At 51.4% G+C, this 26244-nt stretch carries 25 protein-coding genes, 1 rRNA gene and 1 riboswitch; of the genes, 10 read left to right on the forward strand and 16 right to left on the reverse strand.

What is annotated here, in order from left to right:
- The 3 genes from AB7038_RS14840 to btuB form a co-directional block, all read right to left on the reverse strand.
- A 16S ribosomal RNA gene (locus AB7038_RS14840) occupies positions 1-346 on the reverse strand; the annotation flags it as partial.
- Positions 347-723: 377 nt separating this feature from the next.
- Positions 724-1590, reverse strand: a complete 867-nt coding sequence (gene murI, locus AB7038_RS14845; RefSeq protein WP_368890237.1) for a glutamate racemase — start codon at positions 1588-1590, stop codon at positions 724-726.
- Positions 1535-3445: a TonB-dependent vitamin B12 receptor BtuB gene (gene btuB / locus AB7038_RS14850; RefSeq protein WP_369453579.1), complete on the reverse strand. Its 1911-nt coding sequence runs from the start codon at positions 3443-3445 to the stop codon at positions 1535-1537. The genes murI and btuB overlap by 56 nt, the downstream gene beginning before the upstream one ends.
- 65 nt (positions 3446-3510) lie before the next feature.
- A riboswitch (cobalamin riboswitch) is annotated at positions 3511-3696 on the reverse strand.
- A gap of 107 nt (positions 3697-3803) precedes the next feature.
- Here btuB and trmA point away from each other — a divergent pair.
- The 6 genes from trmA (at position 3804) to AB7038_RS14880 (ending at position 8461) form a co-directional block, all read left to right on the forward strand.
- Positions 3804-4904, forward strand: coding sequence for a tRNA (uridine(54)-C5)-methyltransferase TrmA (gene trmA / locus AB7038_RS14855; RefSeq protein WP_369453580.1), 1101 nt, complete (start codon positions 3804-3806; stop codon positions 4902-4904).
- 434 nt (positions 4905-5338) lie between these two features.
- Positions 5339-6028 (forward strand): DUF4198 domain-containing protein, encoded by a 690-nt coding sequence (locus AB7038_RS14860; RefSeq protein ID WP_368890234.1) that lies wholly within the window; start codon positions 5339-5341, stop codon positions 6026-6028.
- Between the two features lie 51 nt (positions 6029-6079).
- On the forward strand, positions 6080-6550 hold the full coding sequence (locus AB7038_RS14865; RefSeq protein ID WP_369453609.1) for an Additional component NikL of nickel ECF transporter: 471 nt from the start codon (positions 6080-6082) through the stop codon (positions 6548-6550).
- A gap of 13 nt (positions 6551-6563) precedes the next feature.
- Positions 6564-7193, forward strand: coding sequence for a cobalt transporter CbiM (gene cbiM / locus AB7038_RS14870; RefSeq protein ID WP_274369890.1), 630 nt, complete (start codon positions 6564-6566; stop codon positions 7191-7193).
- A complete protein-coding gene (locus tag AB7038_RS14875) occupies positions 7186-7902 on the forward strand; it encodes an energy-coupling factor transporter transmembrane protein EcfT (protein WP_368890232.1) in 717 nt (238 codons plus the stop codon). The genes cbiM and AB7038_RS14875 overlap by 8 nt, the downstream gene beginning before the upstream one ends.
- Positions 7817-8461, forward strand: a complete 645-nt coding sequence (locus tag AB7038_RS14880; RefSeq protein ID WP_368890231.1) for an energy-coupling factor ABC transporter ATP-binding protein — start codon at positions 7817-7819, stop codon at positions 8459-8461. Before AB7038_RS14875 ends, AB7038_RS14880 begins: the two co-directional genes overlap by 86 nt.
- Positions 8462-8527: 66 nt before the next feature.
- Here the strand turns inward: AB7038_RS14880 and AB7038_RS14885 are convergent, their stop codons facing one another.
- From AB7038_RS14885 to greB, 13 genes are all read right to left on the reverse strand, one after another.
- Complete coding sequence (locus AB7038_RS14885; RefSeq protein ID WP_368890230.1) at positions 8528-9862, reverse strand: NCS2 family permease; 1335 nt, start codon at positions 9860-9862, stop codon at positions 8528-8530.
- Between the two features lie 129 nt (positions 9863-9991).
- Positions 9992-10765 (reverse strand): amino acid ABC transporter permease, encoded by a 774-nt coding sequence (locus AB7038_RS14890; protein ID WP_349419300.1) that lies wholly within the window; start codon positions 10763-10765, stop codon positions 9992-9994.
- A gap of 1 nt (position 10766) precedes the next feature.
- Positions 10767-11504: an amino acid ABC transporter permease gene (locus AB7038_RS14895; protein WP_072872422.1), complete on the reverse strand. Its 738-nt coding sequence runs from the start codon at positions 11502-11504 to the stop codon at positions 10767-10769.
- A 77-nt stretch (positions 11505-11581) separates the two neighbouring features.
- Positions 11582-12415, reverse strand: coding sequence for an ABC transporter substrate-binding protein (locus AB7038_RS14900; protein WP_368890229.1), 834 nt, complete (start codon positions 12413-12415; stop codon positions 11582-11584).
- 292 nt (positions 12416-12707) lie between these two features.
- Positions 12708-12953 carry a zinc-ribbon domain-containing protein gene (locus AB7038_RS14905; RefSeq protein WP_368890228.1) on the reverse strand — a complete coding sequence of 82 codons (246 nt, stop codon included), beginning with the start codon at positions 12951-12953 and terminating at the stop codon, positions 12708-12710.
- A 124-nt stretch (positions 12954-13077) separates the two neighbouring features.
- Positions 13078-13848 carry a phosphate signaling complex protein PhoU gene (gene phoU / locus AB7038_RS14910; protein WP_004904690.1) on the reverse strand — a complete coding sequence of 257 codons (771 nt, stop codon included), beginning with the start codon at positions 13846-13848 and terminating at the stop codon, positions 13078-13080.
- 13 nt (positions 13849-13861) lie between these two features.
- Positions 13862-14638: a phosphate ABC transporter ATP-binding protein PstB gene (gene pstB, locus AB7038_RS14915; RefSeq protein WP_004237979.1), complete on the reverse strand. Its 777-nt coding sequence runs from the start codon at positions 14636-14638 to the stop codon at positions 13862-13864.
- Positions 14639-14669: 31 nt separating this feature from the next.
- Positions 14670-15557: a phosphate ABC transporter permease PstA gene (gene pstA / locus AB7038_RS14920; protein ID WP_004237977.1), complete on the reverse strand. Its 888-nt coding sequence runs from the start codon at positions 15555-15557 to the stop codon at positions 14670-14672.
- 1 nt (position 15558) lies between these two features.
- Positions 15559-16515, reverse strand: a complete 957-nt coding sequence (gene pstC, locus AB7038_RS14925) for a phosphate ABC transporter permease PstC (protein ID WP_025151545.1) — start codon at positions 16513-16515, stop codon at positions 15559-15561.
- A gap of 80 nt (positions 16516-16595) precedes the next feature.
- Entirely contained in the window at positions 16596-17636 is a 1041-nt protein-coding gene (gene pstS / locus AB7038_RS14930) for a phosphate ABC transporter substrate-binding protein PstS (protein WP_369453581.1), read from the reverse strand.
- Between the two features lie 295 nt (positions 17637-17931).
- Positions 17932-19266 (reverse strand): two-component system sensor histidine kinase EnvZ, encoded by a 1335-nt coding sequence (gene envZ, locus AB7038_RS14935; protein WP_369453582.1) that lies wholly within the window; start codon positions 19264-19266, stop codon positions 17932-17934.
- Positions 19263-19982: an osmolarity response regulator transcription factor OmpR gene (gene ompR, locus AB7038_RS14940; RefSeq protein ID WP_004237971.1), complete on the reverse strand. Its 720-nt coding sequence runs from the start codon at positions 19980-19982 to the stop codon at positions 19263-19265. The genes envZ and ompR overlap by 4 nt, the downstream gene beginning before the upstream one ends.
- Before the next feature lie 50 nt (positions 19983-20032).
- Positions 20033-20518, reverse strand: coding sequence for a transcription elongation factor GreB (greB, locus tag AB7038_RS14945; protein WP_004237970.1), 486 nt, complete (start codon positions 20516-20518; stop codon positions 20033-20035).
- A gap of 185 nt (positions 20519-20703) precedes the next feature.
- Here greB and AB7038_RS14950 point away from each other — a divergent pair, with 185 nt between their 5' ends.
- From AB7038_RS14950 to AB7038_RS14965, 4 genes are all read left to right on the forward strand, one after another.
- Complete coding sequence (locus AB7038_RS14950) at positions 20704-23034, forward strand: Tex family protein (protein WP_369453583.1); 2331 nt, start codon at positions 20704-20706, stop codon at positions 23032-23034.
- A 326-nt stretch (positions 23035-23360) separates the two neighbouring features.
- On the forward strand, positions 23361-23588 hold the full coding sequence (gene feoA / locus AB7038_RS14955; RefSeq protein ID WP_025151551.1) for a ferrous iron transporter A: 228 nt from the start codon (positions 23361-23363) through the stop codon (positions 23586-23588).
- Between the two features lie 84 nt (positions 23589-23672).
- On the forward strand, positions 23673-25991 hold the full coding sequence (gene feoB / locus AB7038_RS14960; protein ID WP_024474733.1) for a Fe(2+) transporter permease subunit FeoB: 2319 nt from the start codon (positions 23673-23675) through the stop codon (positions 25989-25991).
- A gap of 15 nt (positions 25992-26006) precedes the next feature.
- Positions 26007-26240 (forward strand): FeoC-like transcriptional regulator, encoded by a 234-nt coding sequence (locus AB7038_RS14965; RefSeq protein ID WP_108655872.1) that lies wholly within the window; start codon positions 26007-26009, stop codon positions 26238-26240.
- Positions 26241-26244: the final 4 nt, after the last annotated feature.

The raw sequence follows: 26244 nt of genomic DNA on the forward strand, positions 1-26244 counted from the left end.
CGTAGGAGTCTGGGCCGTGTCTCAGTCCCAGTGTGGCTGATCATCCTCTCAGACCAGCTAGGGATCGTCGCCTAGGTGAGCCGTTACCTCACCTACAAGCTAATCCCATATGGGTTCATCTGATGGCGCGAGGCCCGGAGGTCCCCCGCTTTGGTCCGCAGACATTATGCGGTATTAGCTACCGTTTCCAGTAGTTATCCCCCTCCATCAGGCAGATCCCCATACATTACTCACCCGTCCGCCGCTCGTCAGCGGAGAAGCAAGCTTCTCCCTGTTACCGCCCGACTTGCATGTGTTAGGCCTGCCGCCAGCGTTCAATCTGAGCCATGATCAAACTCTTCAATTAAAAGTGTTTGATGCTCAAAGAATTAAACTGTTTACTGCTGCTTATTTCTAAGCTGCTGTATTGGTCACTCTTCAAGACTTCTCAAAAATATATTTTTTGTGATATGTCCTGCGAGTGCCCACACAGATTGTCTGATAAATTGTTAAAGAGCAGTTGCAACATTCGCTGCCGTTGCCGGTCTTCTGCGTTGTTGCGAGGCTGCGTATATTACGCTTTCCTCATTTGGTGTCAAGTATTTATTTTCAGACTTTTCACCTTGTTATCTCAGCGGACTTCGCGTCCTGTGCTGTGACAACGGATGCGCATTATAGGGAGTTTTCATCTGACCGCAAGGGGTAATTTATAAAAATGTGCTGACTGCTGATTAATGCAGCAAATCATCCTGTAATCGTCAGTTTTTTCAGCGATTCGAGTCCCAATTGCTGCAAAACAGGCTGTAATTTCTGTGTCGTTTCATCATCCCGCATGCAATACGCCACGTTTTTTTCAGCGGTTAAGTGATGAGGTTTCTCGCTGTTATTGATTAACCACTGCACGCGGCGGGCAATCGCCGCACCGGAATCCACCAGCCGGGTGCCGTCCGGTAATGCCGATTTCAGTTCTTCGGCAATCAGGGGGAAGTGTGTGCATCCCAGAACGACTGTGTCAGGCGGCTCTTTCATATTCCGCCATGGTGCAAGGATAGTTTCCAGGGCACCCGCCGGAATCGCCTCACCGTACAGCTTGCGCTCCGCAAGTTCGACCAGCTCCGCCGATCCCAGTAGTGATACCTGACACTCAGAAGCAAACCGGTCAATCAGCTCCCTGGTGTATGCCCGTTTTACCGTCGCCCGTGTTGCCAGCAGCCCGACCAGGCCGTTGCGCGTCAGTTTTGCCGCCGGTTTGATCGCCGGAACCACGCCAACCACCGGGATATCAGACATTGCACGCAGCGCAGGCAATGTAATGGTGCTTGCGGTATTACAGGCAATCACAATCACTGCCAGCGGATACTGCTGAGCAATCTGACGGACAATTTTAGTCACACGTTCGACAATAAAGGCTTCGGTTTTTTCACCGTAAGGAAACGCCTCATTATCGAATGCATATATATAGTGGAGATCAGGAAGTAATTGTCTTACTTCCTGATAAACAGATAAACCGCCCATGCCGGAGTCAAACAGCAGCACTGTCGGGCGGGTTTTCGGATCAGAAGTTGTAGCTTCCTGTGAGGAAGTATTCGCGGCCAGCGGTTCGATAGCCATACGCAGTCTCGTAGTCTTTATCAAACAGGTTAGCTACTTTACCACGAATTGTCAGATGGTCAGTGATCGGATATGCAGCTGTGATATCAAAAATACTTGTTCCACCCAACGATACACTTTCAGTTTTATAGGTTTTGTCGTTATAAAACTTATCTGTCCGCTGACTGATATACTGATATGTCACGCCCATATCAACATCTGCAATCACCCAGTCCAACTGGTATTTTACCTGCTGTCTTGCCCTGCGATCTAATCGTTCATTAGTATCTTTATTTCTTGCATCCAGATACTGATAAGTCAGCTGATGGTGAAAAATACCGGTATCCATCTCACCGACCCATTCCAAACCTTTGAACTCAGCCTTGCTGCGGTTACTGTATGTACTGACCATACCGATATCATATTCGATGAGATTCTTTATCTCATTACGATAACCGGACAATTTCCATGATAATGGTCCGGTATCGCCTTCCAGACCGAGTTCCCACTGTTCACTTTCTTCAGGCTTCAGCTTTGAATTTCCTTTCAATACTCCTCCGCCATCAAATACTGTATCCGCATAAAGCTGACCTAATGTCGGAGCTTTGAAACCTGTTGCATAAGAACCAATAACACGATATCCATCAATAAATTCCCAGCCTGCACTTGTCTGCCAGGTTGTATGCCATCCGAATTGAGAATGATGGTCAGAGCGTACTGCCCCTTCCAAAATAACATCATCAATCTGCTGTTGTGCTGTCAGATATAACCCAGTATCAGAGACTGATTTACTTTCTGCGGTAAGCGCCGTACCCGGTTCTGTTTCTTGTTTTTGATAATCAACTCCAGCGTTGATACTGCCATAACCCACACGGTAATTGTTACCCCACTGGACTGAGTATTGTTTTGAGTTGTCTAATGTTGCACTTTTTTCATAACGCCCGTAACGGTTATCATAGTTGTAATCTTTGACCCTACTGTAGCTCATGAGCAATTGGGAGGAGTAATCATCCTGATTAAAAGTTACACCTGCATCATACGTGCGATTTTCAAGCTCGCGGCGGTCATTCGCAGGATCTTCCGGTTGTGACCACTCTGCTGATTTCAATGCAAAATATTTGCTGCGATTATCATATCCATAAGCTCTGCCATATACTGAAAGCTGCTCATTCAGCTTATGATTGACGTCCAGCCAATAGGTTTTATTCATGAAACCATAATCACGACCACTAGGTGTGGAATAGCCATCATAGTCATTACGGATTTCAAAACCTTTGGAGTAGGTATATGCACCCGCAGCAGTGATTCGCGTATTTTCACCAATCTGCTGCTGAGTGGTTCCGGTATAATTCTGATAGCCGTGTGAACCAATACCCGCTGTGATATTTGAGCCGATATCATCGCGGATAGTAATTATATTCAGCACACCACCGATAGCATCAGAGCCATAAACGGCAGAACGCGGACCACGGATAAATTCCACCCGCTGAACCAGCGCCACCGGGAACTGATTTAAATCCGGCTCACCTGTAATACCAGCGTTATTCAACCGGACACCATCAATCAGGACAAGCAAATGCTTTGCCTCCGTACCACGGACGCGAACAGTACTCGCCTGCCCCAATCCGCCACTCTGAGTCACATCCACCCCCGGTAACCGGCGCAGAATATCGACGACAGAATTCGACTGCCACTTATCTATCTCTTCACGGGTCACAACGGTTACCGGCGCCAGCACGGACGAAACCGGCTGCTGGAAGCGGTTAGCAGAAACAATTATCTGATCATCATTAGTATTAGCAGAAGCGCTAAACGATAACGCGGAAAACACGGCCAGTCCGACAGCGGACAGCGCATAAGGCGAGGTCATTTTCATTTTTTCCTGAGCACCCACATATATATAAAGAGGATGCCACCCGTCTGCTTTGTAGCGTCAGCAGGACGGACGACAAATCTTCGGCAGGTCTTCGGACTCAGGAGGGTACTACATTATTCCCCGCAACGACTTCCCGTCATTTATAACAGTGTCATCGTGTTGCTTTTACCATTACCGCTGCGCGCCAGTTCCGGAATTTCACCGGATTCCCTTTTCATTCTTATGAAGAAACCGAATTATCATGCTACGATCCGGTTTTAAAACCTGTCCAGAATAAGATGTCTGAATTGTCGGGCGGAACACTTTAATCACCAGGACACGAACATTTTTTGTGATCAGCAAAACGGATCGACGCGCCATGCATAACACGTTACCTATTGAAAATTATGAAGAACAACTTGCAGAAAAGGTAAGAAGCCTGCAAATAATGATGCAGCCTTTTCAGCCGCCGGATGCTCACGTATTTGCGTCACCTGTTTCACACTACCGGATGCGGGCCGAATTCCGTATCTGGCATGAAGGGGATGACCTCTGGCATATCATGTTTGATCAGCAGACCAAACAGCGTATCCGGATTGATACCTTCCCGGCCGCGAGTCAGCTGATTAATGACATGATGCAGGCCATTTTGCCGTTGCTGAAACAGACTCATCTTCTGCGTCACAAACTTTTTCAGATTGATTATCTGTCGACACGCAGCAACAAAATTATTGTCTCCCTGCTCTATCATAAAAAACTCGATGATAACTGGACAGAAGCCGCCAGGACATTACGGGCACAATTACAGTCACAGGGTTTTGATTTACAGCTGATTGGCCGCGCCTCTAAAACAAAAATCATGCTGGATAATGATTATGTTGATGAAGTTTTGCCGGTCGCAGGTAAAGAGATGATCTACCGCCAGGTGGAAAACAGCTTCACGCAGCCGAATGCGGCGGTCAATATTCATATGCTGGAGTGGGCACTTGCCGCGACACAAGGATCACAGGGCGATTTGCTGGAGCTGTATTGCGGCAACGGCAATTTCTCACTGGCACTGGCGCGTAATTTCCGCCGTGTTCTGGCAACCGAAATCGCCAAACCGTCAGTGGCTGCCGCGCAATATAATATTGATGCTAACCATATCGATAATGTGCAGATTATCCGTATGTCCGCGGAAGATTTCACACAGGCAATGCAGGGCGCACGTGAATTTAACCGCCTGGCGGGGATTGATCTGTCCTCTTATGAATGCAATACCATATTTGTCGATCCGCCGCGCAGCGGGCTGGATGCAGAAACCGTCAAACTGGTTCAGGGCTACGAGCGGATTCTGTATATTTCCTGTAATCCGGAAACATTATGTGAAAATCTGGAAACACTGAATCAGACACATGATGTCGTGCGGCTGGCGCTGTTTGATCAGTTTCCGTACACGCCACACATGGAAAGCGGTGTTTTGTTGATCCGGCGCGGATAAGTTGTTACGTGTTTCCCCGGAAAGTTCTTGATCCCTGATCAAGAACTTTTTTACTTTATGAGTTTATATCAATTATTTCTTTATGATCTCCGGCTGACTTCCCGGTTTTCTTTATTCATCAGAATGATCCACTGAGGCCGCTGGCAAACGATGAAAAATACGTCATAAAGTGACATTTAAATCCTGTAAATATTCATTCAACGAATATTCATTACACTCATAACATTTCAGAGACAAAAAATAACCCTCACGCAATAGATTAACAACCAGCCCAAGGCCATTAAAAAAAACGTTTTCGGTAAATAAATATTTAACAATTTACTGTGAGCAGCTCCTGATATTAATTATTCTTCTGAATTTAAGGTCTTATTTTTATTTTTACTCCTCTATACTCGGCCATAAATAATCCCGCAACTTAATTGAAAGGTATTTTTATGTCTCTGAAGAAAATGACGTTAATTTCAGCCACCCTGTTATTTGGTAGTTTTCAGGCAAATGCACACAATGTTTGGATTGAACAAACTGACGGCTCAGATTATGTTGTCCGTTTTGGTCATAATCCGACAGAAAAATATCCGGAAAATAAATTAAAACCGGTTCAGGCTGTAATGCATGACGGTAAAGTGGAAACTGTCAGCACCACCTTTAAAGATGGTGAAGCTTACTTTGTTATGCCTGAGAATGCGTCAATTATATTATTAGGTTACGACAACGGCGTCTGGAGTAAATTAAAGAATGGCCGTACCGTTGAGAAAAATAAAATTGAAGTGCCGGATGCTGAGTTCAGCAAGAACCCGATTAAATTCAGCAAAAATATCGTTAAGTGGGATGACAACGCCACAAAAGTCTTTAACACCCCTTATGAACTGGTCCCGATGACCAAACCGGTGGCCGGTCAGGAGTTTGAGATCAAAGCCCTGAAAGATGGTCAGCCGCTGGAAGGCATGAAAATCGCCAAGAGCGAAGAAGATCCGGGTGTGTTAACCAACAAAGACGGCCTGGCAAAATTCAAAGCTGAAAAAGGCGCCAATAAAGTTTACGCCGAATACAAACTGGATACACCGGACAATAAAGAGTACGGGTTCCAGCAGCTGGAATATGTTTTATCTTTTGACGCTGAGTAATTAAACGTTATGAAATCTGTTTATTTATTTGCCATTTTACTGATTAACGGGGTGCTGTTGGCAACAACAGCACAAGCTCACTCCATGCATGTGGTTGCACAACTGGAAGGGAATGTGATCAGCGGGCAGTCTTATTATTCTGATATGTCTCCGGCAAAAGATACTTATGTCGGTACGTATCTGAAAGGCCATGAAAATGATGAAATATCCGGAAAAACTGATGAAAAAGGGTATTTCAAAATCGAAGTCCCGGCGACCGGTGATTATATTCTCTATGTTGAAGGTGATGAAGGGCACAAAGTGGAAACGGAAGTGCCGGTTATTTCCGCCACAGCCAATACCGGCAGCAGTGATTCCTCTTCCGGTTATATTCAGATCCGCCAGGATATTGACCAGCTGAAGAATAAAATCTATCTGCAGAATATTCTCGGTGGTGTGGGCTATATCGTGGGTATTTTCGGCGTGATTGCATTCTTCCGTGCCCGTGAATTAACAAAGCAGGCCGCTAAAAACGCCGCATAACAGGAGGAAGACCATGCATTTATCTGAAGGCGTATTACATCTTCCTGTTCTGGCCGGTGCCGGTGTGGTGGCTGCGGCCGGGGTTGCCATTGGCATCCGCCAGCTGGATACCTCGCGTCTGTCACTGGCAGCCCTGTTCGGGGCGGCATTCTTTGTTGCCGGTACCATCCATGTACCGATCGGGGTCAGCAGTGTGCATCTGATCTTAAACGGGCTTGCCGGATTGTTCCTCGGCTGGGCGGTTTTCCCGGCATTCCTGATTGCCCTCGCGCTGCAGGTGCTGTTTTTCTCCTTCGGCGGCTTCGCGGTTCTCGGGGTTAACCTGTGTAATATTTCCATTCCGGCGCTGCTGGTCTATTACCTGTTCCGGAACTCCCTGCGTCCGGGGCTGAGTCAGGGGCGTCTGGTGTATCTCGGTGTGATGGCCGGAGTTATTGGTACCCTGGGTACGGTGTGTCTGACCTCGCTGGCACTGGTGCTGGACAGCGGTAAATCTTATATCGATCTGGTCTGGCTGCTGTTTATCGGACACCTGCCGATTTTTGTCACCGACTCCCTGATCAGTGTGGGGATTCTGCTGGCACTGGCAAAAATGCGTCCGGCTTCCCTGATGGTCAATCAGCCCGGGCATACCTATGGATAAATGGCTGCCTCCTCACCGGCGCCTGCTTCTTGCGGTTATCTGGGCTTTTCTGCTCAGCGGTATCCGGCAGACCGACTGGCTTATCGCCGGTCTGTCGGGTGCTTTTCTGCTGTTTGTTGTCTGCCGCCGCCGTCAGTTGGGCTGTTCGCTGCTGACGGTGTTGAAACTGAATATTTTTATCCTGTTTGTCTGGCTGACACTGCCGTGGAAAATCGAAAGCCAGGGGATCGTGCAGTCACCGGCAGGCGTGTTTCTCGCCCTGCAAATCACGCTGAAAATGAATGCGATTCTGCTGTTTGTCTCTGCGATGCTGACAAACATGACAGATATCGATCTGGCGTGTGCCGTGAAGCGTTACCCTCTGCCCGACAAGCTGATAAAGCTGTTTATTCTGACTATCCGCTATATTGCGATTTTCAGTGAAACCAAACAACAGCTTGAAACGGCCATGAAAGCACGGGGATTCCGCAAAGGGATGAATAAACGGACATTTACCATGTTGTCCCAATTAGTCGCCCTGCTGCTGATCAAAGCCATGCACAAAGCGGAAACCACTGAAATGGCGCTGAAAGCCCGGGGTTTTTACGCGCGCCCGTCTTCTGTTAATACAAAAAGGTCTGTTAATGACGTCCCCAAATCCCCTGATTCAGGTCAGCAATCTGGTTGTCAGCCGCAACAATGCGCCGATAATTCAGGATCTGAGCTTTGAACTGAACGCCGGAGAACGGCTTTTTCTGTGCGGTGATATCGGCAGCGGGAAATCGACCCTGCTGCACACATTGTTAGGTTTTATCCCGTTTACCGGGGAGATTTCAGTTTTCGGTAAATCCCGTTATTCCGAAGATGATTTCACCGAGGTGCGCGGCCCGCTGGGATTGCTGTTTCAGCATCCGGATGATCAGCTGTTTGGCCCGGGCGTGCTGGATGATGTGATGTTTGGTCCGCTGAATATGGGGATGACACAGGATGCGGCGCGGGAACGCGCTTTACAGTGCCTGGAAATGCTGGATATTGTCCGCCTGAAAGACCGCGCTGTGACTGAGATTTCCGGCGGTGAGAAGAACTTTACCGCACTGGCCGGTGTGCTGGCAATGTCGCCGTCTGTTCTGCTGCTGGATGAGCCGACCAACGGTCTGAATGAGAAAAATATTCAGCGTCTGGAAGACATTCTTACACAGCTGGATCTGCCGATGATTGTGGCCTCACATAATCAGCAGTTTACACAGCGGATGGCGCACCGGGTGATCCCGTTCCCCTGCCGCCCCTGAGCCGGATATAAAAAACCCCCGGCAGCGGTTATCCGGCTGCCGGGGGTCTGTTCTGACGGATCTGAATCAGGCGTCCACAAATACCATTTTAAGAATAAACAGCAGTGATACCACCACCACGCACAGGTTCAGCTCACGCCAGCGGCCGGTACCCATCTTCATTGCGCAGTAAGCGATAAACCCTAATGCAATCCCTTCGGTGATAGAGAAACTGAACGGCATCATCACGGCAGTCACAAACGCCGGAACGGATTCGGTCAGATCATTCCAGTTTACCCGCACCAGGCTGGAGGTCATCAGCACACCGACATAAATCAGCGCCCCGGCAGTCGCATAAGCCGGTACCATGGCTGCCAGCGGTGAAATAAAGATCGCTGCAAGGAACAGCAGACCGACCACAATGGCAGTCAGGCCGGTACGTCCGCCGACGGAAACCCCGGAGGTACTTTCAATAAATGCGGTAACAGAGGATGTCCCCATCGCAGAACCGGCGACGGAGCTGATACTGTCCACATACAGCGCTTTTTTCATGTTCGGGAAACGGCCTTTTTCATCCGCCAGCCCGGCCTTATCAGTCACGCCGATCAGGGTGCCGGAGGAGTCAAACAGGTTCACCAGCATAAACGAGAAGATAATCCCGGCGAGGGATAAATCCAGCGCGCCCATAATATCGACATGGCCGACAACCGAGGTAATTCCCGGCGGCACATCAAATACGCCCTTGTAAGTGACATCCCCGAGGAAAAGCCCGATGGAGGTTGTCACCACAATCGACACCAGCACCGCCGCGTGAATATTACGCGCCGCCAGAATGGCGATAATAAAGAAGCCCAGAGCCCCCAGCACCACACTGTGATCGGTAAACTTACCGATAGTCACCAGGGTATCCGGATTCGGCACAATAATACCGGCGTTTTTCAGACCCATCATGGCGATAAACAGCCCGATACCGCTGGTGATCCCGACCCGCAGACTCAGCGGGATATGAGCAATCAGCCAGTAACGGATGCGCAGTAAGGTCAGAATAAACAGGCCGACCGCGCCCCAGAAAATCGCGCCCATCGCCACTTCCCAGGAGTAGTGCATCGCACCCACCACCACAAAGGCGAAAAAGGCATTCAGCCCCATTGCCGGCGCAACCGCCACCGGCAGGTTAGCAAATAATCCCATTCCGATACTGCCGATGGCAGCGATCAGACAGGTGGTGACAAACACCGCTTTGATATCCATCCCGGCGAACGAGAGGATCTGCGGGTTTACAAAGATGATATACACCATGGTGAGGAAGGTGGTCAGCCCGGCAATAATTTCTGTGCGGACAGTGGTACCGTGTTCCTGTAATTTGAACACGCGCTGGAGCAGGCCCTGATGAGGATCAGTGCCGGAAGTCGGAGTAGTCATGAATAAGGAGTCCCAGAAATTTGTTTTTTTCGGCTTATCCTACCGCATCGTTTTCAAAAAGAAAACGTTTGCGTTTCATTGCTGGAAAATCCCGGTCATTTACCGTACCGGGATTGTTACTGATCAAACTTATGATGAACAGGATGCCGGTTTTTCTGATAACAGCACTGTTTTCTTCCTGCCGTAACCAAACAGGCGGGCAAGCCATGACTGACGGGGCTGCCGCTGTAATGAATAACGGCGCATCAGGGCATTTGCCCCCAATTCCAGCCCGGAACACATCACAAAATAGATAAAAGCGACAAACAGGAAAATCTCTGTCGGGTAGACCATGCTGCGGTTATTGACCTGAGACGCGAGGAATGACAGCTCCCCCACACCGACGATATAGGCCAGGGAGGTGTCTTTAATCAGCGCAATCCACTGATTAATAAAGGATGGGATCATCATCCGCAGCGCCTGCGGCAACACAATATGCCACAGCACTTCCCAGCGGCTGAAACCGAGGGACATCCCTGCCTGCCACTGCCCTTTGCCGATCGCCAGAATACCGGCCTTCACGCCGTGGGCAATATAAGCAGAGGTGACCAGTGCCAGAGCGCAGACTACCGTGGTAATTTCCGGCACATCCACACCAAAGGCGATCGGCAGCAGGAAATAGACCCAAAATATCAGCATAATGATGGGAATAGCGCGGAAAAACCCGAGAAATGCGGCAAACAGGTTTACCCACCAGCCACGCAGCATCGCCAGCATTACTCCGCCGATAGTCCCGAGCACGACAGAAATAGCCCCGGCAATCAGGCTGATCACCAGTGTCAGTGCCGCACCCTCAAGCGGACCGTCCGGGAAAGTGCCGAACAGCAGGTATTCCCAGTTATCACGAATTACGGAAAAATCCATCTTAATGCCCCTGTGCCAGTGCCCGTTGTGTCCGCCACTGCCCGAAGGCTTCCATTACGGCAATAATGGCGATATAGAGGATCGTCGCGACCCCGAAGGCTTCAAAGGTTTGCAAGGACTGACTTTCCACCTGACGCGATGCATAAGAGAGTTCAGCCACACCGATCGCCATAGTCAGGGATGAGTTTTTCACCACATTCATATACTGCCCGAGCAATGGCGGCATGGCGATCCTGACCGCCTGCGGCAGCACCACATAACGCATGGACTGCCACGGTGTCAGCCCGAGCGCCAGCGCGGCTGATTTCTGCTGCCGCCCGATCCCGGCAATCCCCGCCCGTAATTCTTCCGCAATAAACGGTGCGGAATAGAGTGTCAGCCCAAACCACCCGGCGATAAATTCAAATGACGGCCATGCGAGCGTCAGCCCGGCCAGTTCAATTTCATGCGGCGTATTCAGCCAGATTTTCAGCGCCTGCGGCAGGATTTCCCCGGAGGCGAAATACCAGAAAAACAACTGCACCAGCAGCGGCGTATTACGGAATACACTGGTGTAAGCACTGACTGACCAGCGGAGCGGCGCGAGCTGACTGTCCCGCCCGGCCACCAGCAAAAAACCCAGCAGTGTCGCCGCGAGAATCGTCCAGAATGAGATAAGCAGGGTGATCACAAACCCCTGCCCCAGCCACCCCAGATATTCCGGCGCAAGTAAGTGCGCACTTATAAATTGCTCAAACATCCGCTAATCCCGTCTGTTACCGCAGAAATGCAGGAAGCCTCACCGGAGTGAGGCCTGATTCAGAAAATACACTCACGTTACTTCGGCTGATCAGACAGCGGAGCGAACTTAAATTCACCGCGTGGTTGTTCAGCTTTGGTGCCCGGACCAAACCACTGGTTATAAATCTGCTGTGATTTGCCCTCACTTTCGAGTTTCAGCAGGGTTTTGTTCACCGCTTCCACCAGACGGGTTTCCCCTTTCGGTGCCGCCAGCGCCTGGTATTCACGGGTCAGACTGAACGGAGAGAGTTCAAACTCCGCTTTTACTGACTCCGGCAGGTTACCGAGCAACCCGACCAGTTTGGCATCATCCTGCGTGATGGCATCGACGTTACCATTACGCAGTGCCGCGAAGGCCAGCGGGGTATCATCATAAGAAATCACTTTGGTGCCCGGATATTTCTCGCGCAGCGTTACTTCCTGAACCGTGCCTTTATCCGCGCCGATGCGCAGTTTTGCCACATCTTCCGGGGTTTTCAGCACGCCTTTACGGGCAATAAATTTTTGTCCGGTCTGAAAATCAGGAATGGAAAAATCCACCTGTTTCGCCCGCTCGTCAGTAATGGTGAAGTTCGCCCCGATTAAATCCACTTTGCCGGAAACCAGCAGCGGAATACGGTTTGCCGGGTTGGTCGGACGCAGCTCCAGCTTCACACCGAGGTCATCAGCAACGGCCTGTGCAATATCCACGTCATAACCGGCCAGTTTTTTGGTCTGCGGATCGATAAATCCGAACGGTGGGTTGCTGTCAAAAACCGAAATACGGATCACACCGGCCTTCTGAATATCATCAAGCTTATCAGCCTGTGCTGTACCACTTACTAATGCTAAACCGGCAAGCAGAGCCGGAACAAATAATGTCGGTTTCATACACACCCCTGGAATCAGTCACGGAAAACGTCAATTTGTGTAAATCACCATCTCACGCTATCAACTCCTGCTTAGTTCCTGAAATACTAAGAAGGTATAATTCCATAACAAATGATTCTAAGACCTGTTTAACTGCTCTTTTTTGCCTGTATAAACATCACTTATAACGAAACGAAATAACTAAATGATATTTTAATCAATTAATTCGGTACTATTTTTATCCGCCAGTCCGGCACTCTATAAAAAAACACCGGCTGCCAATACGCCGGTGTTCAGACACACAGAACAGAAATCACGACACTAATGCATTACCGCACCGGCCGCAGAAGCGGCTGTCCGGCGGATAACCGGTACCGCATTTCTGACAATATCCGGTGATAGTCTGCGGAGCGTTATTGCTTAACTGCTCCGGGTAACCATTATTGTCACGACCATGCTTATTGTAACCCGTATTACCATGTTTGCTGCCGTGGCCGCTGTTGCGGTTCCCGTGACCGGATCCGCCTCCGCTGTTAAAAAACCGGCTGAATAAACCCATCGCACACCTCCGGAAACACTGTTTTGTCTGTTTCAGAAAGTATAAACCCCGGAGTTAACTCCAGGGTCAAATCAAAACGGGTACTTTTACAAAAACAGACAATATCGCCGGAGAAGCAATCCTGTTATGCCGGATCATTCCCTTTTTCGCCGTTATTACTGTGTGCGGAAACTTCAATCACATGCTCACCGAGCAGGATACGTTCCACATCATCCCCTTTCACATGACGGAAATCCTGCCCCTTCACGTAATAGAAGATAAATTCACAGATATTCTGACAGCGGTCACCGATACGCTCGATAGAGCGGGCACAGAACAGCGCGGTCAGAACGCTCGGGATAGTGCGCGGATCTTCCATCATGTAGGTCATCAGCTGACGGACAATCCCTTCATATTCCTGATCCACTTTCTGATCTTCGCGGTAGATACGGATAGCTTCCTGAATATCCATCCGCGCAAAAGCATCCAGCACATCATGCAGCATCTGAATGGCATGGCGGCCGAGGGATTCCAGACTGACCAGCAGCGGCTGATGCTGTTGTGAAAATTTCTCCAGCGCGGTTTTGGCAATTTTGTCCGCCACATCCCCGATGCGTTCCAGCTCGGCGATGGTTTTGGAGATCGCCATAATCAGGCGCAGGTCACTCGCAGTCGGCTGCCGTTTGGCAATAATACGGACACAGGCTTCATCAATCATCACTTCCATGATGTTGACCTGCTTGTCACCGGCGATAACCTCACGCGCCAGGTCTTCATCCTGGTTATGCATAGCGGTGATCGCTTTACTGAGCTGCTCTTCCACCAGCCCGCCCATCGTCATCATTTCTGTGCGGATATGCTCTAATTCAGCATTAAACTGCCCGGAAATATGTTTATTGTGATTCAGATTTTCCATGATTGTCTCCGCATCAGCCATAACGACCGGTGATGTAATCTTCAGTTTGTTTCTTGCCCGGGGTGGTAAACAGGGTATCAGTATCACTGAATTCAATCAGTTCGCCCAGATACATAAATGCAGTATGATCAGAACAGCGCGCCGCCTGCTGCATATTATGGGTGACGATCACCACGGTGTATTCCGATTTCAGCTCGCTGATAAGCTCTTCAATACGCCCGGTGGAGATTGGATCCAGCGCCGAGCACGGCTCATCCAGCAGCAGAACTTCAGGGCGGATAGCAATACCGCGGGCAATACACAGACGCTGCTGCTGACCGCCGGAGAGGCTGTAGCCGCTCTGATGCAGTTTATCTTTGGTTTCGTTCCACAATGCCGCTTTGGTCAGCGCCCACTGCACCCGCTCATCCATCTCGGCGCGCGGCAGTTTTTCAAACAGACGGACACCAAAGGCAATGTTGTCATAAATAGACATCGGGAACGGCGTCGGCTTCTGGAATACCATCCCGACTTTGGCGCGTAATAACGCGATATCCTGGGTATCGGTCAGAATATTGGTGCCATCCAGCAGGATCTCCCCTTCCGCCCGCTGTTCATTATACAGCGCGTACATTTTGTTGAAGGTACGCAGCAGGGTCGATTTCCCGCAACCGGACGGGCCGATAAAGGCCGTAACTTTATTTTTGGCGATATCCAGCGAAATGTTTTTCAGCGCGTGGAACTGGCCGTAATAGAAGTTCAGATCACGAACCTGAATTTTGCTTTCGGTTACGTTTTGAATTTTACTCATGACTCTCTCTCATTCATCCGCAGTCATTTAATCAGTGCTTTTTCTTCGCAAACAGCACACGCGCCACGATATTAATTAACAGCACACACAGTGTGATCAGCAGGACACCCGCCCAGGCCAGACTCTGCCACTCCGCAAACGGACTCATGGCAAATTTGAAGATGGTGACCGGCAGATTGGCAATCGGCTGCATCAGATCCGTACTCCAGAACTGGTTGGAGAGGGAGGTAAAGAGCAGCGGCGCCGTTTCCCCGGCAATACGGGCAATCGCCAGCAGCACCCCGGTGATAATCCCGGAGACCGAGGCTTTCAGGGTAATCGCTGAGATCATTTTCCATTTTGGTGTGCCGAGGGCATACGCTGCTTCGCGCAGGCTGTCCGGCACCAGACGCAGCATGTTTTCCGTGGTACGGATAACAATCGGGATCTGTAACAGTGCCAGGGCAATCACCCCCGCCCAGCCGGAGAAGTGCTGCATCTGCATCACCACGATGGTGTAAACAAACAGCCCGACCACAATCGACGGTGCGGATAACAAAATGTCATTAATAAACCGGGTAACTTCCGCCAGCCAGGATTTACGGCCATATTCCGCCAGATAAATTCCGGCAAGAATACCGAGCGGTGTCCCGATAACGGTCGCCCATAAGATCAGCAGGCCGGAACCGACAATGGCGTTCGCCAGACCCCCGCCTTCGGTATTCGGCGGCGGTGTCATTTCGGTGAACAGCGCCAGTGACATGCCGTCCATCCCTTTGGTGACGGTCGAAAACAGGATCCAGATTAACCAGAACAGCCCGAATGCCATGGTGGACATGGATAAAAAAAGGGCAACGCGGTTTTTCTGACGACGCCAGAACTGGCGTTTCTGCCGTGCGCTGATATCCACTTTCGGTTGTTGAATATTCATTTCAGCCATCTCAGCGCCCCTCTTTCTTATTCAGACGCATCACCATAAATTTGGAGATAGCAAGGACGATAAAGGTGATGACAAACAGAATCAGCCCCAGCTCCATCAGTGCCGCAGTGTGCAGCCCGGATTCCGCTTCCGCGAACTCATTCGCCAGTGCCGAGGTGATACTGTTGCCCGGCATATACAGCGAGAAGCTGTCCAGCTGATAGGTGTTACCGATGATAAAGGTCACCGCCATGGTCTCCCCCAGGGCGCGGCCCAGACCCAGCATCACGCCGCCGATCACCCCGTTCTTGGTGTACGGCAGCACAATCCGCCAGATCACCTCCCAGGTGGTACAGCCGATGCCGTAAGCGGATTCTTTCATCATCACCGGCGTCTGCTCAAATACATCACGCATCACCGAGGCAATATACGGAATAATCATAATGGCGAGGATAACACCCGCCGCCAGAATCCCGATCCCGAAGGCCGGGCCGGAGAACAGCTCGCCGACAATCGGGATGCTCGACATCACCTCGCCGACCGGCTGCTGGAAATAGGTGGCAAACAGCGGGGCAAAGACAAACAGTCCCCACATGCCGTAAACGATACTCGGAATAGCGGCTAACAGCTCGATCGCGATACCCAGCGGACGGCGCAGCCAGTTCGGTGCCAGTTCGGTCAGGAACAGCGCAATCCCGAAACTCACCGGGACCGCAATCAGCAGGGCGATCACCGAGGTCACGATGGTGCCGTAAATCGGAACCAGTGCCCCGTACTCTTCCGCCGGCGGGTTCCACTCTTTATTCCATAAGAAACCTAAGCCGAATTTTTCAATGCTCGGCCATGACGCAATAATCAGTGAAATAATAATTCCGCCAAGCAACAATAGCGTAATCAGCGCCGCCAGTTTTACCAGGGCACTGAAAAGTTGGTCGCCGCGTTTGCTTGGTGGTTTCATTGCCGTTTTCAGTTCGGCCATAGTCGCTTCCGTTTTTACACAGATCCCCCCGGTACGGGGGGATCAATTACTGATAAATCGTTACTTCATCATCTGCCGTATCAGTACAGCGGCTTACCGCTGCTGTCTTTGACACTGGTTTTCCATGATGCGCGGATTTGTTCAATCACTTCCTGCGGCAGTACAGCGTAATCCAGTTTCTCTGCCTGCTCACCGCCGTTCTTGTATGCCCAGTCAAAGAATTTCAGGACTTCCTGCCCTTTGGCGGCATCTTTCTGGTTAGTGTGAACCAGGATAAAGGTGGTGGAGGTAATCGGCCATGCATTCGGACCCGGCTGGTTAGTCAGATCCTGAGCGAAGCTTTTTGACCACTCGGCTTTACGTGCTGCGTTACTGAAGCTTTCCCCGGTCGGGGAAACCGCATCACCATCCGCAGAAATCAGCCTGGTGTAAGCCAGTTTATTCTGTTTGGCGTAGGCGTATTCCACGTAACCGATAGAGCCCGGCAGACGCTGAACGAATGCTGCGATACCGTCGTTACCTTTACCGCCCAGACCGACAGGCCAGTTAACGGTAGAGCCTGCACCGACCTGCTCTTTCCAGTCAGGGCTGACTTTTGACAGGTAGCTGGTGAAGACGAAAGAGGTACCGGAACCATCCGCACGGCGGACAACAGCGATATCCTGATCCGGCAGTTTCACTGACGGGTTCAGTTTGGTGATAGCCGGGTCATTCCATTTTTTGATTTTACCCAGGTAGATATCCCCCAGGGTTTTGCCGTCGAGTACCAGTTCACCGGACTTCAGGCCCGGCAGGTTGACGGCCAGTACCACACCGCCGATCACGGTCGGGAACTGGAATAAATTATCTGCGGCCAGTTTATCTTCGGACAGCGGTGCATCTGACGCCCCGAAATCAACGGTATTGGCCACAATCTGCTTCACACCGCCGGAGGAACCAATCCCCTGGTAGTTAACTTTGTTACCGGTTTCTTTCTGGTAAGTATCAGCCCACTGCGCATACACCGGCGCAGGGAATGTTGCACCCGCCCCGGTCAGACTGGTCGCGGCAAATGCAGAAAATGCAGAGAGAGAAAGTGTCGCTGCCATAACAGTGGCTACTGCGGTACGCATCGGTTTCATGATCCCTCCTGACGGGATTTATAGATAATGACGATAAACGTTGTATCTGGTTAATGTCGGAACATGAGGGAAAATAGGACAATCTGGTGACAATAATATGTAGGTTATATGACAGTTTTATGACATTGCAGGTGCGCGGGAACACAAAACCGGGAAAATGACGTAAAAACCCAAAAACAAAAAAAGACTGTAATTTTATGATTTTATTGATATTAAAATTAAAACCCCTGAGATAATCGCTTACCGCAGGGGTTTGTGACAGTCATATGACGATGACATGCTGCTGTCATAATAATTAATCATCTCTGTCATCCGGCAGCGGCAGCATCACGCGGATACGGAATCCGCCGCGCTGACTGCGGCCGACATCGATTTTACCGTCATGCGCATCCACAATCCGGCGCAGAATCGCCAGCCCCAGCCCGGTACCTTTATTACTGCGCGCTTTTTCACCCTGCACAAACGGCTGGAACAGGTCCGGAATATCCGCCTCATCAATACCGTTGCCGTCATCTTCCACCTGGAACCAGGCGAAATGTTCATCACTGCCGCTGCTGACACGGATCCAGCCGTTGCCGTAGCGGGTGGCATTGACCAGCATATTGCCCAGTGCGCGTTTAATCGCAATCGGGTTACCGATGAGATAAACCGGTGCCTGAATAACATCATTCTGAAGTGTGACATCCGAGTGAATGTGCGCTTCAATCACCTCATTAAGGACGGATGTCAGTTCCAGATGCACCATCTCCATCTCACGGCCGGTGCGCAGATACGCCATAAACTGCTCAATGATGCCGTCACACTCTTCAATATCATTGTTGATGGATTCTGCCAGATAGTCGTCATCCGGGTTCATCATTTCCGTTGCCAGGCGGATGCGGGTCAGCGGCGTGCGCAGATCATGGCTGACACCGGCCATCAGCACAGTGCGATCCTGCTCCAGCGTTTTGATATCTCTGGACATCTGGTTAAACGAGCGGATAACCGAGCGCACTTCTGCCGCCCCGGCTTCCCGTACCGGGACCAGCGGGCCGCCGGTGCCGATTTGCCGGGCTGCGGATTCCAGCTCGGTCAGCGGACGGTTCTGATAGCGGATAAATACCCAGACGCCTGCAAAGACAATCAGCAGAAAGGCAAAAATATAACGGAAGACCGGCGAGAACTGATCCTGACCGATTTCGGTCAGCGGTACTCTCACCCAGACATCCGGTGCCATATAGGAGTTCAGCCACAGCACGGGATAATCACGGCTGACTTCCAGCCGGACATCCGCATAGCCGTCCAGATAATGGCTCATCTGTTTACTGAGGGATTCAAAATGGCGTGCCCAGCGCCGTCCGCCCTCATCGGCTGTCTTTTCGGTAAAAAAGGTAATGCCCAGCTCTTCATAAATTTTCTTACGCAGCGCCGGAGAAACACGTACCGCGGTTCCGTCCTTCAGCACCATCTCTTCGCTCATCAGTGTGCGTACTTCATAGGCCAGCACCCGGTTAAACTGCTGCAGGCTGGGCATCACAATGAAGTTCACAACGGCCAGATAACTTGTTGTTATAGTTGCAAACAACAGGAAAATGACCAGAAATAACGAGCGCGAAAAGGTGCTCCTCGGCGAGAACCGCAGCCGCTTCATGCCTTGTTGCCGTCCGGAACGAACACGTAACCCAGTCCCCAGACGGTCTGGATATAACGCGGATGTGTCGGATCTTCCTCAATCATGCGGCGCAGACGGGAAATCTGCACATCGATTGAACGTTCCATCGCACTGTACTCACGGCCGCGCGCCAGGCTCATCAGCTTATCGCGGGACAGCGGTTCACGCGGGTGTGACACCAGCACTTTCAGCACGGCGAACTCACCGCTGGTCAGCGGCATGTTTTCATCTTCGTGGAACATCTCACGGGTGCCGAGGTTCAGTTTGAACTTACCGAACTGAATCACCGCATCATCCTGAGATGGCGCACCCGGCAGTTCATTCGCCTGACGGCGCAGCACCGCACGGATACGCGCCAGCAGTTCACGCGGGTTAAACGGCTTCGGAATATAATCATCCGCACCGATTTCCAGCCCGACGATGCGATCCACCTCTTCCCCTTTCGCCGTGACCATAATGATCGGAATCGGGTTATTCTGGCTTCTCAGACGGCGGCAGATAGACAGCCCGTCTTCGCCCGGCAACATCAGATCCAGGACAATAAGATGGATAGATTCACGCGTCAGCAGGCGATCCATCTGTTCCGCATTCGCGGCGGTACGGACCTGGAAACCCTGCTCACTCAGATAGCGCTCAAGCAGCGCACGCAGACGCATGTCATCATCAACGACAAGGACCTTATAACTTTCCTGCATGTTTGACTCCCGGGTTCATTTTTTCATGCAACTCTTCAGATTAATTGTGCCTATTCAGCAATCGGCTGATAGCGGATAGACAAAATGACATAATTCACTTCACCGTTAGGTGTTATTACCGTTACTTCATCATCCGCCTGTTTTCCGATTAATGCCCGGGCCACAGGGGAATCAACAGAAATCCATTTCTTTGCCGGGGAAAATTCATCGGGTCCGACGATGCGAAAAGTCTGAATTTCTTCATCATCATTTTCCAGTTCCACCCACGCCCCGAAAAATACTTTTCCTTCCTGGCGGGGATCCGGCTCGACTATCTTTAAGTTATCCAGACGTTTTGAAAGAAACCGGACGCGTCTGTCTATTTCACGCAGACGTTTCTTTCCGTATATATACTCGGCATTTTCCGAGCGATCCCCCTGTGCAGCGGCTTCTGACACTGCCTGAGTGACCTGCGGACGTTCTGTTTTCCAGAGATATTTTAACTCCTGATCCAGCGCATCCCATCCTTCACGGGTAATCAGGTTACTTTTTGCCATATGTTACCTAAACAAAAAATAAATTATTTAAATAAATTGTAATACTAAATGCATTTTCTGAAAGATAACAGCTATGCATAATTCATTTATATTACTTTATATCGGCTGGTAATTCCCGTTTTGAACACGTATAACTGTCCCCTGAAATTTTTTTACGTCAATTTATCGCAGCCGGAAAGAATATCATGATGAATGAATCTCTGAGCCAGATTATTGCCGGTGAACTGAATGCGCAAACCCGCCAGGTCACCGCCGCGATTACTCTGCTGGATGAGGGAAATACCGTCCCTTTTATCGCCCGCTACCGGAAAGAAGTCACCGGCGGCCTGGATGATACTCAGCTGCGTCAGCTGGAAACCCGTCTCAGCTACCTGCGCGAACTGAACGACCGCCGCCAGACCATTCTCAAATCCATTGAGGAACAGGGCAAACTGACCCCTGAGCTGGCGGGGGCGATTAACGGCACGCTCAGCAAAACGGAGCTGGAAGACCTCTACCTGCCTTACAAACCCAAGCGCCGCACACGCGGACAGATTGCGGCGGAAGCGGGTCTGGAGCCACTGGCAGACACCCTGTGGCAGGATCCGTCACAGGATCCGGAAACCCTCGCCGCCACCTATGCGGACAGCGAAAAAGGGGTTGCCGACACCAAAGCCGCTCTCGACGGCGCCCGCTACATCCTGATGGAACGTTTTGCGGAAGATGCCGGTCTGCTGGGGAAAGTCCGTGATTATCTGTGGCGTAATGCGCACCTGGTTTCCGTTGTGATCAGCGGCAAAGAAGCCGAAGGCGCAAAATTCAGTGATTATTTCGATCACCATGAACCGATTGCCAATGTCCCGTCACACCGCGCTCTGGCGATGTTCCGCGGTCGCAATGAAGGGATTCTGCAACTCTCCCTCAATGCTGACCCGCAGTGTGAGGAGCCGCCGAAAGAGAGCTATTGCGAAGAGTTAATCCGCGATTACCTCGGTATCCGCTTTAACAATGCTCCGGCGGACAGCTGGCGCAAAGCGGTGGTGAGCTGGACATGGCGGGTTAAGGTGCTGCTGCACCTGGAAACCGAGTTAATGGCCGCGCTGCGTGAAAAAGCGGAAGATGAAGCTATCAATGTCTTCGCCCGCAACCTCAGTGATTTGCTGATGGCAGCACCGGCCGGCATGCGCGCCACCATGGGGCTGGATCCGGGTCTGCGTACCGGAGTGAAAGTCGCGGTGGTGGATGCCACCGGTAAAGTACTGGCCACCGACACTATTTATCCGCACACCGGCCAGACGGCCAAAGCAGCGGCATCCGTCGCGGCGCTCTGCCTGAAATACCATGTGGAACTGGTGGCGATCGGTAACGGGACCGCCTCCCGTGAAACTGAACGTTTCTTTGCCGATGTGCAGAAGCAGTTCCCGGATATCAAAGCCCAGAAAGTGATTGTCAGTGAAGCCGGAGCCTCCGTTTACTCCGCGTCAGAACTGGCAGCGGCAGAATTCCCGGATCTGGATGTTTCACTGCGCGGTGCCGTTTCTATCGCCCGCCGGTTGCAGGATCCGCTGGCCGAACTGGTGAAAATCGACCCGAAATCCATCGGCGTCGGCCAGTATCAGCATGATGTCAGCCAGACACAACTTGCCCGTAAACTGGATGCGGTGGTGGAAGACTGCGTAAACGCCGTTGGTGTTGACCTCAACACTGCGTCTGTCGCCCTGCTGACCCGTGTTGCCGGACTGAGCAAAGTGATCGCACAGAATATTGTTGACTGGCGTGATGAGAACGGGCGTTTTGCTGACCGCAAACAACTGCTGAAAGTCGCGCGTCTCGGCCCGAAAGCCTTTGAACAGTGTGCCGGGTTCCTGCGTATTGCAGGCGGTAAAAATGCGCTGGATGCCTCCACCGTTCACCCGGAAGCCTATCCGGTGGTGGAAAAAATCCTGCAGGCCACACAAAAAACCCTCAGTGATCTGATGGGTAACGGTGATGTGCTGCGCAATCTGAAAGCACAGGATTTTGTCACTGAACAGTTCGGTGTGCCGACGGTTTCCGACATCCTCAAAGAGCTGCAAAAACCCGGCCGTGACCCGCGTCCGGAGTTTAAAACCGCCACCTTTGCTGATGGCATTGAGACCATGAATGATTTGCGTCCGGGCATGGTTCTGGAAGGCGCGGTCACCAACGTCACCAATTTCGGTGCTTTTGTCGATATTGGTGTTCATCAGGACGGACTGGTGCATATCTCCTCGCTGGCCAACCGCTATGTGGAAGACCCGCATACTGTGGTCAAAGCCGGGGATATCGTCAGCGTCAAAGTGCTGGATGTGGATATCGCCCGTAAGCGTATCGCGCTGACCATGCGGATGGACGAAGAGCCGGAAACAGCAGCCCGCCGTGGTAGTGGCGGCAGCGATAAACCACGGGCGGAAAAACGTCAGAACAACCGCCCTGCCCGTAACGGTAAAAGTGACAGCTCTGCCGGTAACAGTGCGATGGGTGATGCCCTCGCCGCGGCCTTCGGCAAACGTAAGTAATTCCCCCTGTTATCATGTACGCGGCAGCCCCGGCTGCCCGTACATTTCCCTCCTGTCAGTCGCATATTGCGTTAACCAGTCGTAAAAATTGTTATTAACGTAAATCAATACGTGAAATATCTGCTCTCAATTGTTTTATACGCCGGATATCTTGATGCACATCAAACTTTGCTGGTTAATTTTCGGGCTAAATAGGTAAAATATTGTTGGTTATGATTTGCATTTACAGTATCAATTAAATTTGTAAGGGATATTTTTCTGCCAAACTGTTCGTGCGATAATCATTTGCAATATCATTCCTGTTTGCATGGTTAACCGGAGCCTTTATGACACTTCAGCCACAACACAGTTATAAAATTCTGGGCTTTTCCGGGGAAATCAGCCCGGCATACCGTCAGAAATTATTGTCTCTGGGCATGCTGCCCGGCTCTGTTTTCCGGGTGATCCGCAGCGCACCGCTGGGCGATCCGATCCAAATCGAAACCCGGCACGTCAACCTGATGCTCAGAAAAAAAGACCTGGCGCTGCTGATGCTTGATGACGTGCAGGCGTAATCTGCCGCACATCCCGCGCTGACTCACTCTTTTTCCTCTGCCGCCGGCAGAGGGGTTTGTATTTATTGATTGGCATACGACACTATGAAAGCACTCACCCTGGGACTCATCGGTAATCCCAATTCAGGGAAGACCACGCTGTTTAACCAGTTAACCGGATCCAAACAACGCGTCGGCAACTGGGCCGGTGTAACCGTGGAACGGAAAATCGGTTATTTCACCACGCCGGAACACAAAATTGAGCTGGTGGATTTGCCCGGCACCTATTCACTGACCACCATCTCTGAACAGACATCCTTAGACGAACAGATTGCCTGCCACTTTATCCTCAGCGGTGAAGCGGACATGCTGATTAACGTTGTCGACGCATCCAATCTTGAGCGTAACCTGTATCTGACGCTGCAGCTGCTGGAACTGGGTGTTCCCTGCATTATTGCTCTCAATATGCTGGATATCGCCGATAAAGCGAATATCAATATTGATGTCAAAGCGCTGTCAGAGCGCCTCGGCTGCCCGGTTATCCCGCTGGTTTCCACCCGCGCGTCCGGTATTTGTGAGCTGAAAGCCGCGATCGACAAACACACAATGACACCGCATGAAGTGCTGGTGAACTATCCGGCGGCTCTGCTCGACAGCATGAATACTCTCGCGCAGTCGATTCCTGCGGAAGAATTCAGTGCCACACAACGCCGCTGGCTGGCACTGCAAAGCCTGGAAGGGGATATCTACAGCCAGGCGCGCGCCGGTTTCACCCCGGAGCATGTGCAGTCTGTCCGTGACGCGATGCAGGCACAGCAGCAGGAAGAGCCGGAACTGGTGATTGCGGATGCCCGTTACCAGACCATCGCGGATATCTGCGAAACAACCATTGATAACAGCCATTCCGAGCCGAATAAACTGACCGCCGCGATGGACAGAATTGTCCTTAACCGCTGGCTGGGCGTACCGGTATTCCTGTTTGTGATGTATCTGATGTTCGTACTCGCCATCAATATCGGCGGGGCATTGCAGCCGCTGTTTGAAGGCGGTTCGGAAGCTATTTTCATTAACGGGACACAATGGCTGGGGATGACGCTCGGCTTCCCGGACTGGCTGACCATTTTCCTCGCCCAGGGGGTCGGCGGCGGTATCAACACCGTGCTGCCGCTGGTGCCGCAAATCGGGATGATGTACCTGTTCCTCTCCTTCCTGGAAGACTCCGGTTATATGGCCCGCGCTGCGTTCGTGATGGACAGACTGATGCAGGCACTCGGACTGCCGGGCAAATCCTTCGTGCCGCTGATTGTCGGTTTCGGCTGTAACGTGCCGTCCATTATGGGTGCCAGAACCCTGGATGCACCGCGTGAACGCCTGATCACCGTCCTGATGGCGCCGTTTATGTCCTGCGGGGCGCGGCTGGCTATCTTCGCGGTTTTCGCTGCCGCCTTCTTCGGTAAAAACGGCGCGAGCATTGTATTCTCCCTGTATATCCTCGGGATTGTGGTCGCTATTCTCACCGGTCTGCTGCTCAAGCACACCATCATGCGCGGCGAAGCATCACCGTTTGTGATGGAACTGCCGGTGTATCACGTGCCACATATGAAAACCCTGTTTATGCAGACCTGGCAGCGCCTGAAAGGCTTTGTGGTGCGTGCGGGTAAAGTCATTATTGTCGCCAGTATGGTAATCGGCGCACTGAACAGCTTCAGCTTCTCCGGCAAACCGGCGGACAGCATTAATGACTCTGCGCTGGCCTCAGTCAGTAAAGTGGTCACTCCGCTGCTCAGCCCGATTGGTGTCACCAATGATAACTGGCAGGCGACAGTCGGCCTGATCACCGGTGCGATGGCGAAAGAAGTGGTGGTCGGGACACTGAACACCCTCTACACCGCCGAAAGTATCACCAACGAACCGTTTGATCCGGAATCCTTTGATTTATGGGGTGAACTGGGTGATGCGGTAAATGAAACCCTGGATTCCCTGGCGGAGACCTTCACGTTTGCGGCATTATCCAACCCGATTGAAGCCAGCAAAGGTGACGGCGAGATGGACGGCGGTACTATGGGCACTATGGCCGCGAAATTCGGCTCTGATGTTGCTGCTTACAGCTATCTGATCTTTGTGCTGCTGTATGTACCGTGTGTCTCCGTGATGGGGGCTATCGCCCGTGAAACCAGCCGCGGCTGGATGACCTTTTCCATCCTGTGGGGTCTGAACGTGGCTTACTCACTGGCCGCCCTGTTCTACCAGGCAGCCACATTCAGTGCCCATCCGGGCAGCAGTTCAGTGATTATCGCTGTAGTGGTGATTTTCAACCTGATCCTGTTTGCACTGCTGCGCCGCACACGCAGCCGGGTGAATCTCAGCTTCCGCCGTGATGCACACAGCCGCTGTGGCGGCTGCTCCGGCAACGAGTGTCACTGATAAAAGGACACGGACATGGTCAGCCTGATCGCAGTACGTGACGCCATTGCACTGAACGGCCGGGCTGACGCCCGGCTGCTCAGCCACCAGTTGAATGCCCCGGAAGCCCTGGTACAGGCCATCATGGAAAAACTGGCGGCCATGGGTAAAATCGAAGCGGTGGATGTCAGCAGCTGCCTGAGCAGCAGTTGCAAACAGTGCCCGGAAAGTCAGGGCTGTGACACAAAGGTGTATCAGATCCGTTCATAAAACA

Origin of the sequence: Morganella morganii (assembly GCF_041099235.1) — a bacterium.
GTDB classification, from domain to species: Bacteria; Pseudomonadota; Gammaproteobacteria; order Enterobacterales; family Enterobacteriaceae; genus Morganella; species Morganella morganii_E.

Bases quoted from the DNA above. Each gene is read 5' to 3' on its own strand.
- AB7038_RS14900 (WP_368890229.1), bottom strand. From the start codon at position 12,415: ATGAAACCGACATTATTTGTTCCGGCTCTGCTTGCCGGTTTAGCATTA.
- pstC (WP_025151545.1), bottom strand. From the start codon at position 16,515: ATGGCCGAACTGAAAACGGCAATGAAACCACCAAGCAAACGCGGCGAC.
- AB7038_RS14885 (WP_368890230.1), bottom strand. From the start codon at position 9,862: ATGACTACTCCGACTTCCGGCACTGATCCTCATCAGGGCCTGCTCCAG.
- AB7038_RS14950 (WP_369453583.1), top strand. From the start codon at position 20,704: ATGATGAATGAATCTCTGAGCCAGATTATTGCCGGTGAACTGAATGCG.
- pstS (WP_369453581.1), bottom strand. From the start codon at position 17,636: ATGAAACCGATGCGTACCGCAGTAGCCACTGTTATGGCAGCGACACTT.
- AB7038_RS14965 (WP_108655872.1), top strand. From the start codon at position 26,007: ATGGTCAGCCTGATCGCAGTACGTGACGCCATTGCACTGAACGGCCGG.
- AB7038_RS14860 (WP_368890234.1), top strand. From the start codon at position 5,339: ATGTCTCTGAAGAAAATGACGTTAATTTCAGCCACCCTGTTATTTGGT.
- envZ (WP_369453582.1), bottom strand. From the start codon at position 19,266: ATGAAGCGGCTGCGGTTCTCGCCGAGGAGCACCTTTTCGCGCTCGTTA.
- AB7038_RS14905 (WP_368890228.1), bottom strand. From the start codon at position 12,953: ATGGGTTTATTCAGCCGGTTTTTTAACAGCGGAGGCGGATCCGGTCAC.
- btuB (WP_369453579.1), bottom strand. From the start codon at position 3,445: ATGAAAATGACCTCGCCTTATGCGCTGTCCGCTGTCGGACTGGCCGTG.
- AB7038_RS14875 (WP_368890232.1), top strand. From the start codon at position 7,186: ATGGATAAATGGCTGCCTCCTCACCGGCGCCTGCTTCTTGCGGTTATC.
- pstB (WP_004237979.1), bottom strand. From the start codon at position 14,638: ATGAGTAAAATTCAAAACGTAACCGAAAGCAAAATTCAGGTTCGTGAT.
- greB (WP_004237970.1), bottom strand. From the start codon at position 20,518: ATGGCAAAAAGTAACCTGATTACCCGTGAAGGATGGGATGCGCTGGAT.
- feoA (WP_025151551.1), top strand. From the start codon at position 23,361: ATGACACTTCAGCCACAACACAGTTATAAAATTCTGGGCTTTTCCGGG.
- trmA (WP_369453580.1), top strand. From the start codon at position 3,804: ATGCATAACACGTTACCTATTGAAAATTATGAAGAACAACTTGCAGAA.
- feoB (WP_024474733.1), top strand. From the start codon at position 23,673: ATGAAAGCACTCACCCTGGGACTCATCGGTAATCCCAATTCAGGGAAG.
- murI (WP_368890237.1), bottom strand. From the start codon at position 1,590: ATGGCTATCGAACCGCTGGCCGCGAATACTTCCTCACAGGAAGCTACA.
- ompR (WP_004237971.1), bottom strand. From the start codon at position 19,982: ATGCAGGAAAGTTATAAGGTCCTTGTCGTTGATGATGACATGCGTCTG.
- pstA (WP_004237977.1), bottom strand. From the start codon at position 15,557: ATGGCTGAAATGAATATTCAACAACCGAAAGTGGATATCAGCGCACGG.
- AB7038_RS14890 (WP_349419300.1), bottom strand. From the start codon at position 10,765: ATGGATTTTTCCGTAATTCGTGATAACTGGGAATACCTGCTGTTCGGC.
- AB7038_RS14895 (WP_072872422.1), bottom strand. From the start codon at position 11,504: ATGTTTGAGCAATTTATAAGTGCGCACTTACTTGCGCCGGAATATCTG.
- phoU (WP_004904690.1), bottom strand. From the start codon at position 13,848: ATGGAAAATCTGAATCACAATAAACATATTTCCGGGCAGTTTAATGCT.
- AB7038_RS14880 (WP_368890231.1), top strand. From the start codon at position 7,817: ATGACGTCCCCAAATCCCCTGATTCAGGTCAGCAATCTGGTTGTCAGC.
- cbiM (WP_274369890.1), top strand. From the start codon at position 6,564: ATGCATTTATCTGAAGGCGTATTACATCTTCCTGTTCTGGCCGGTGCC.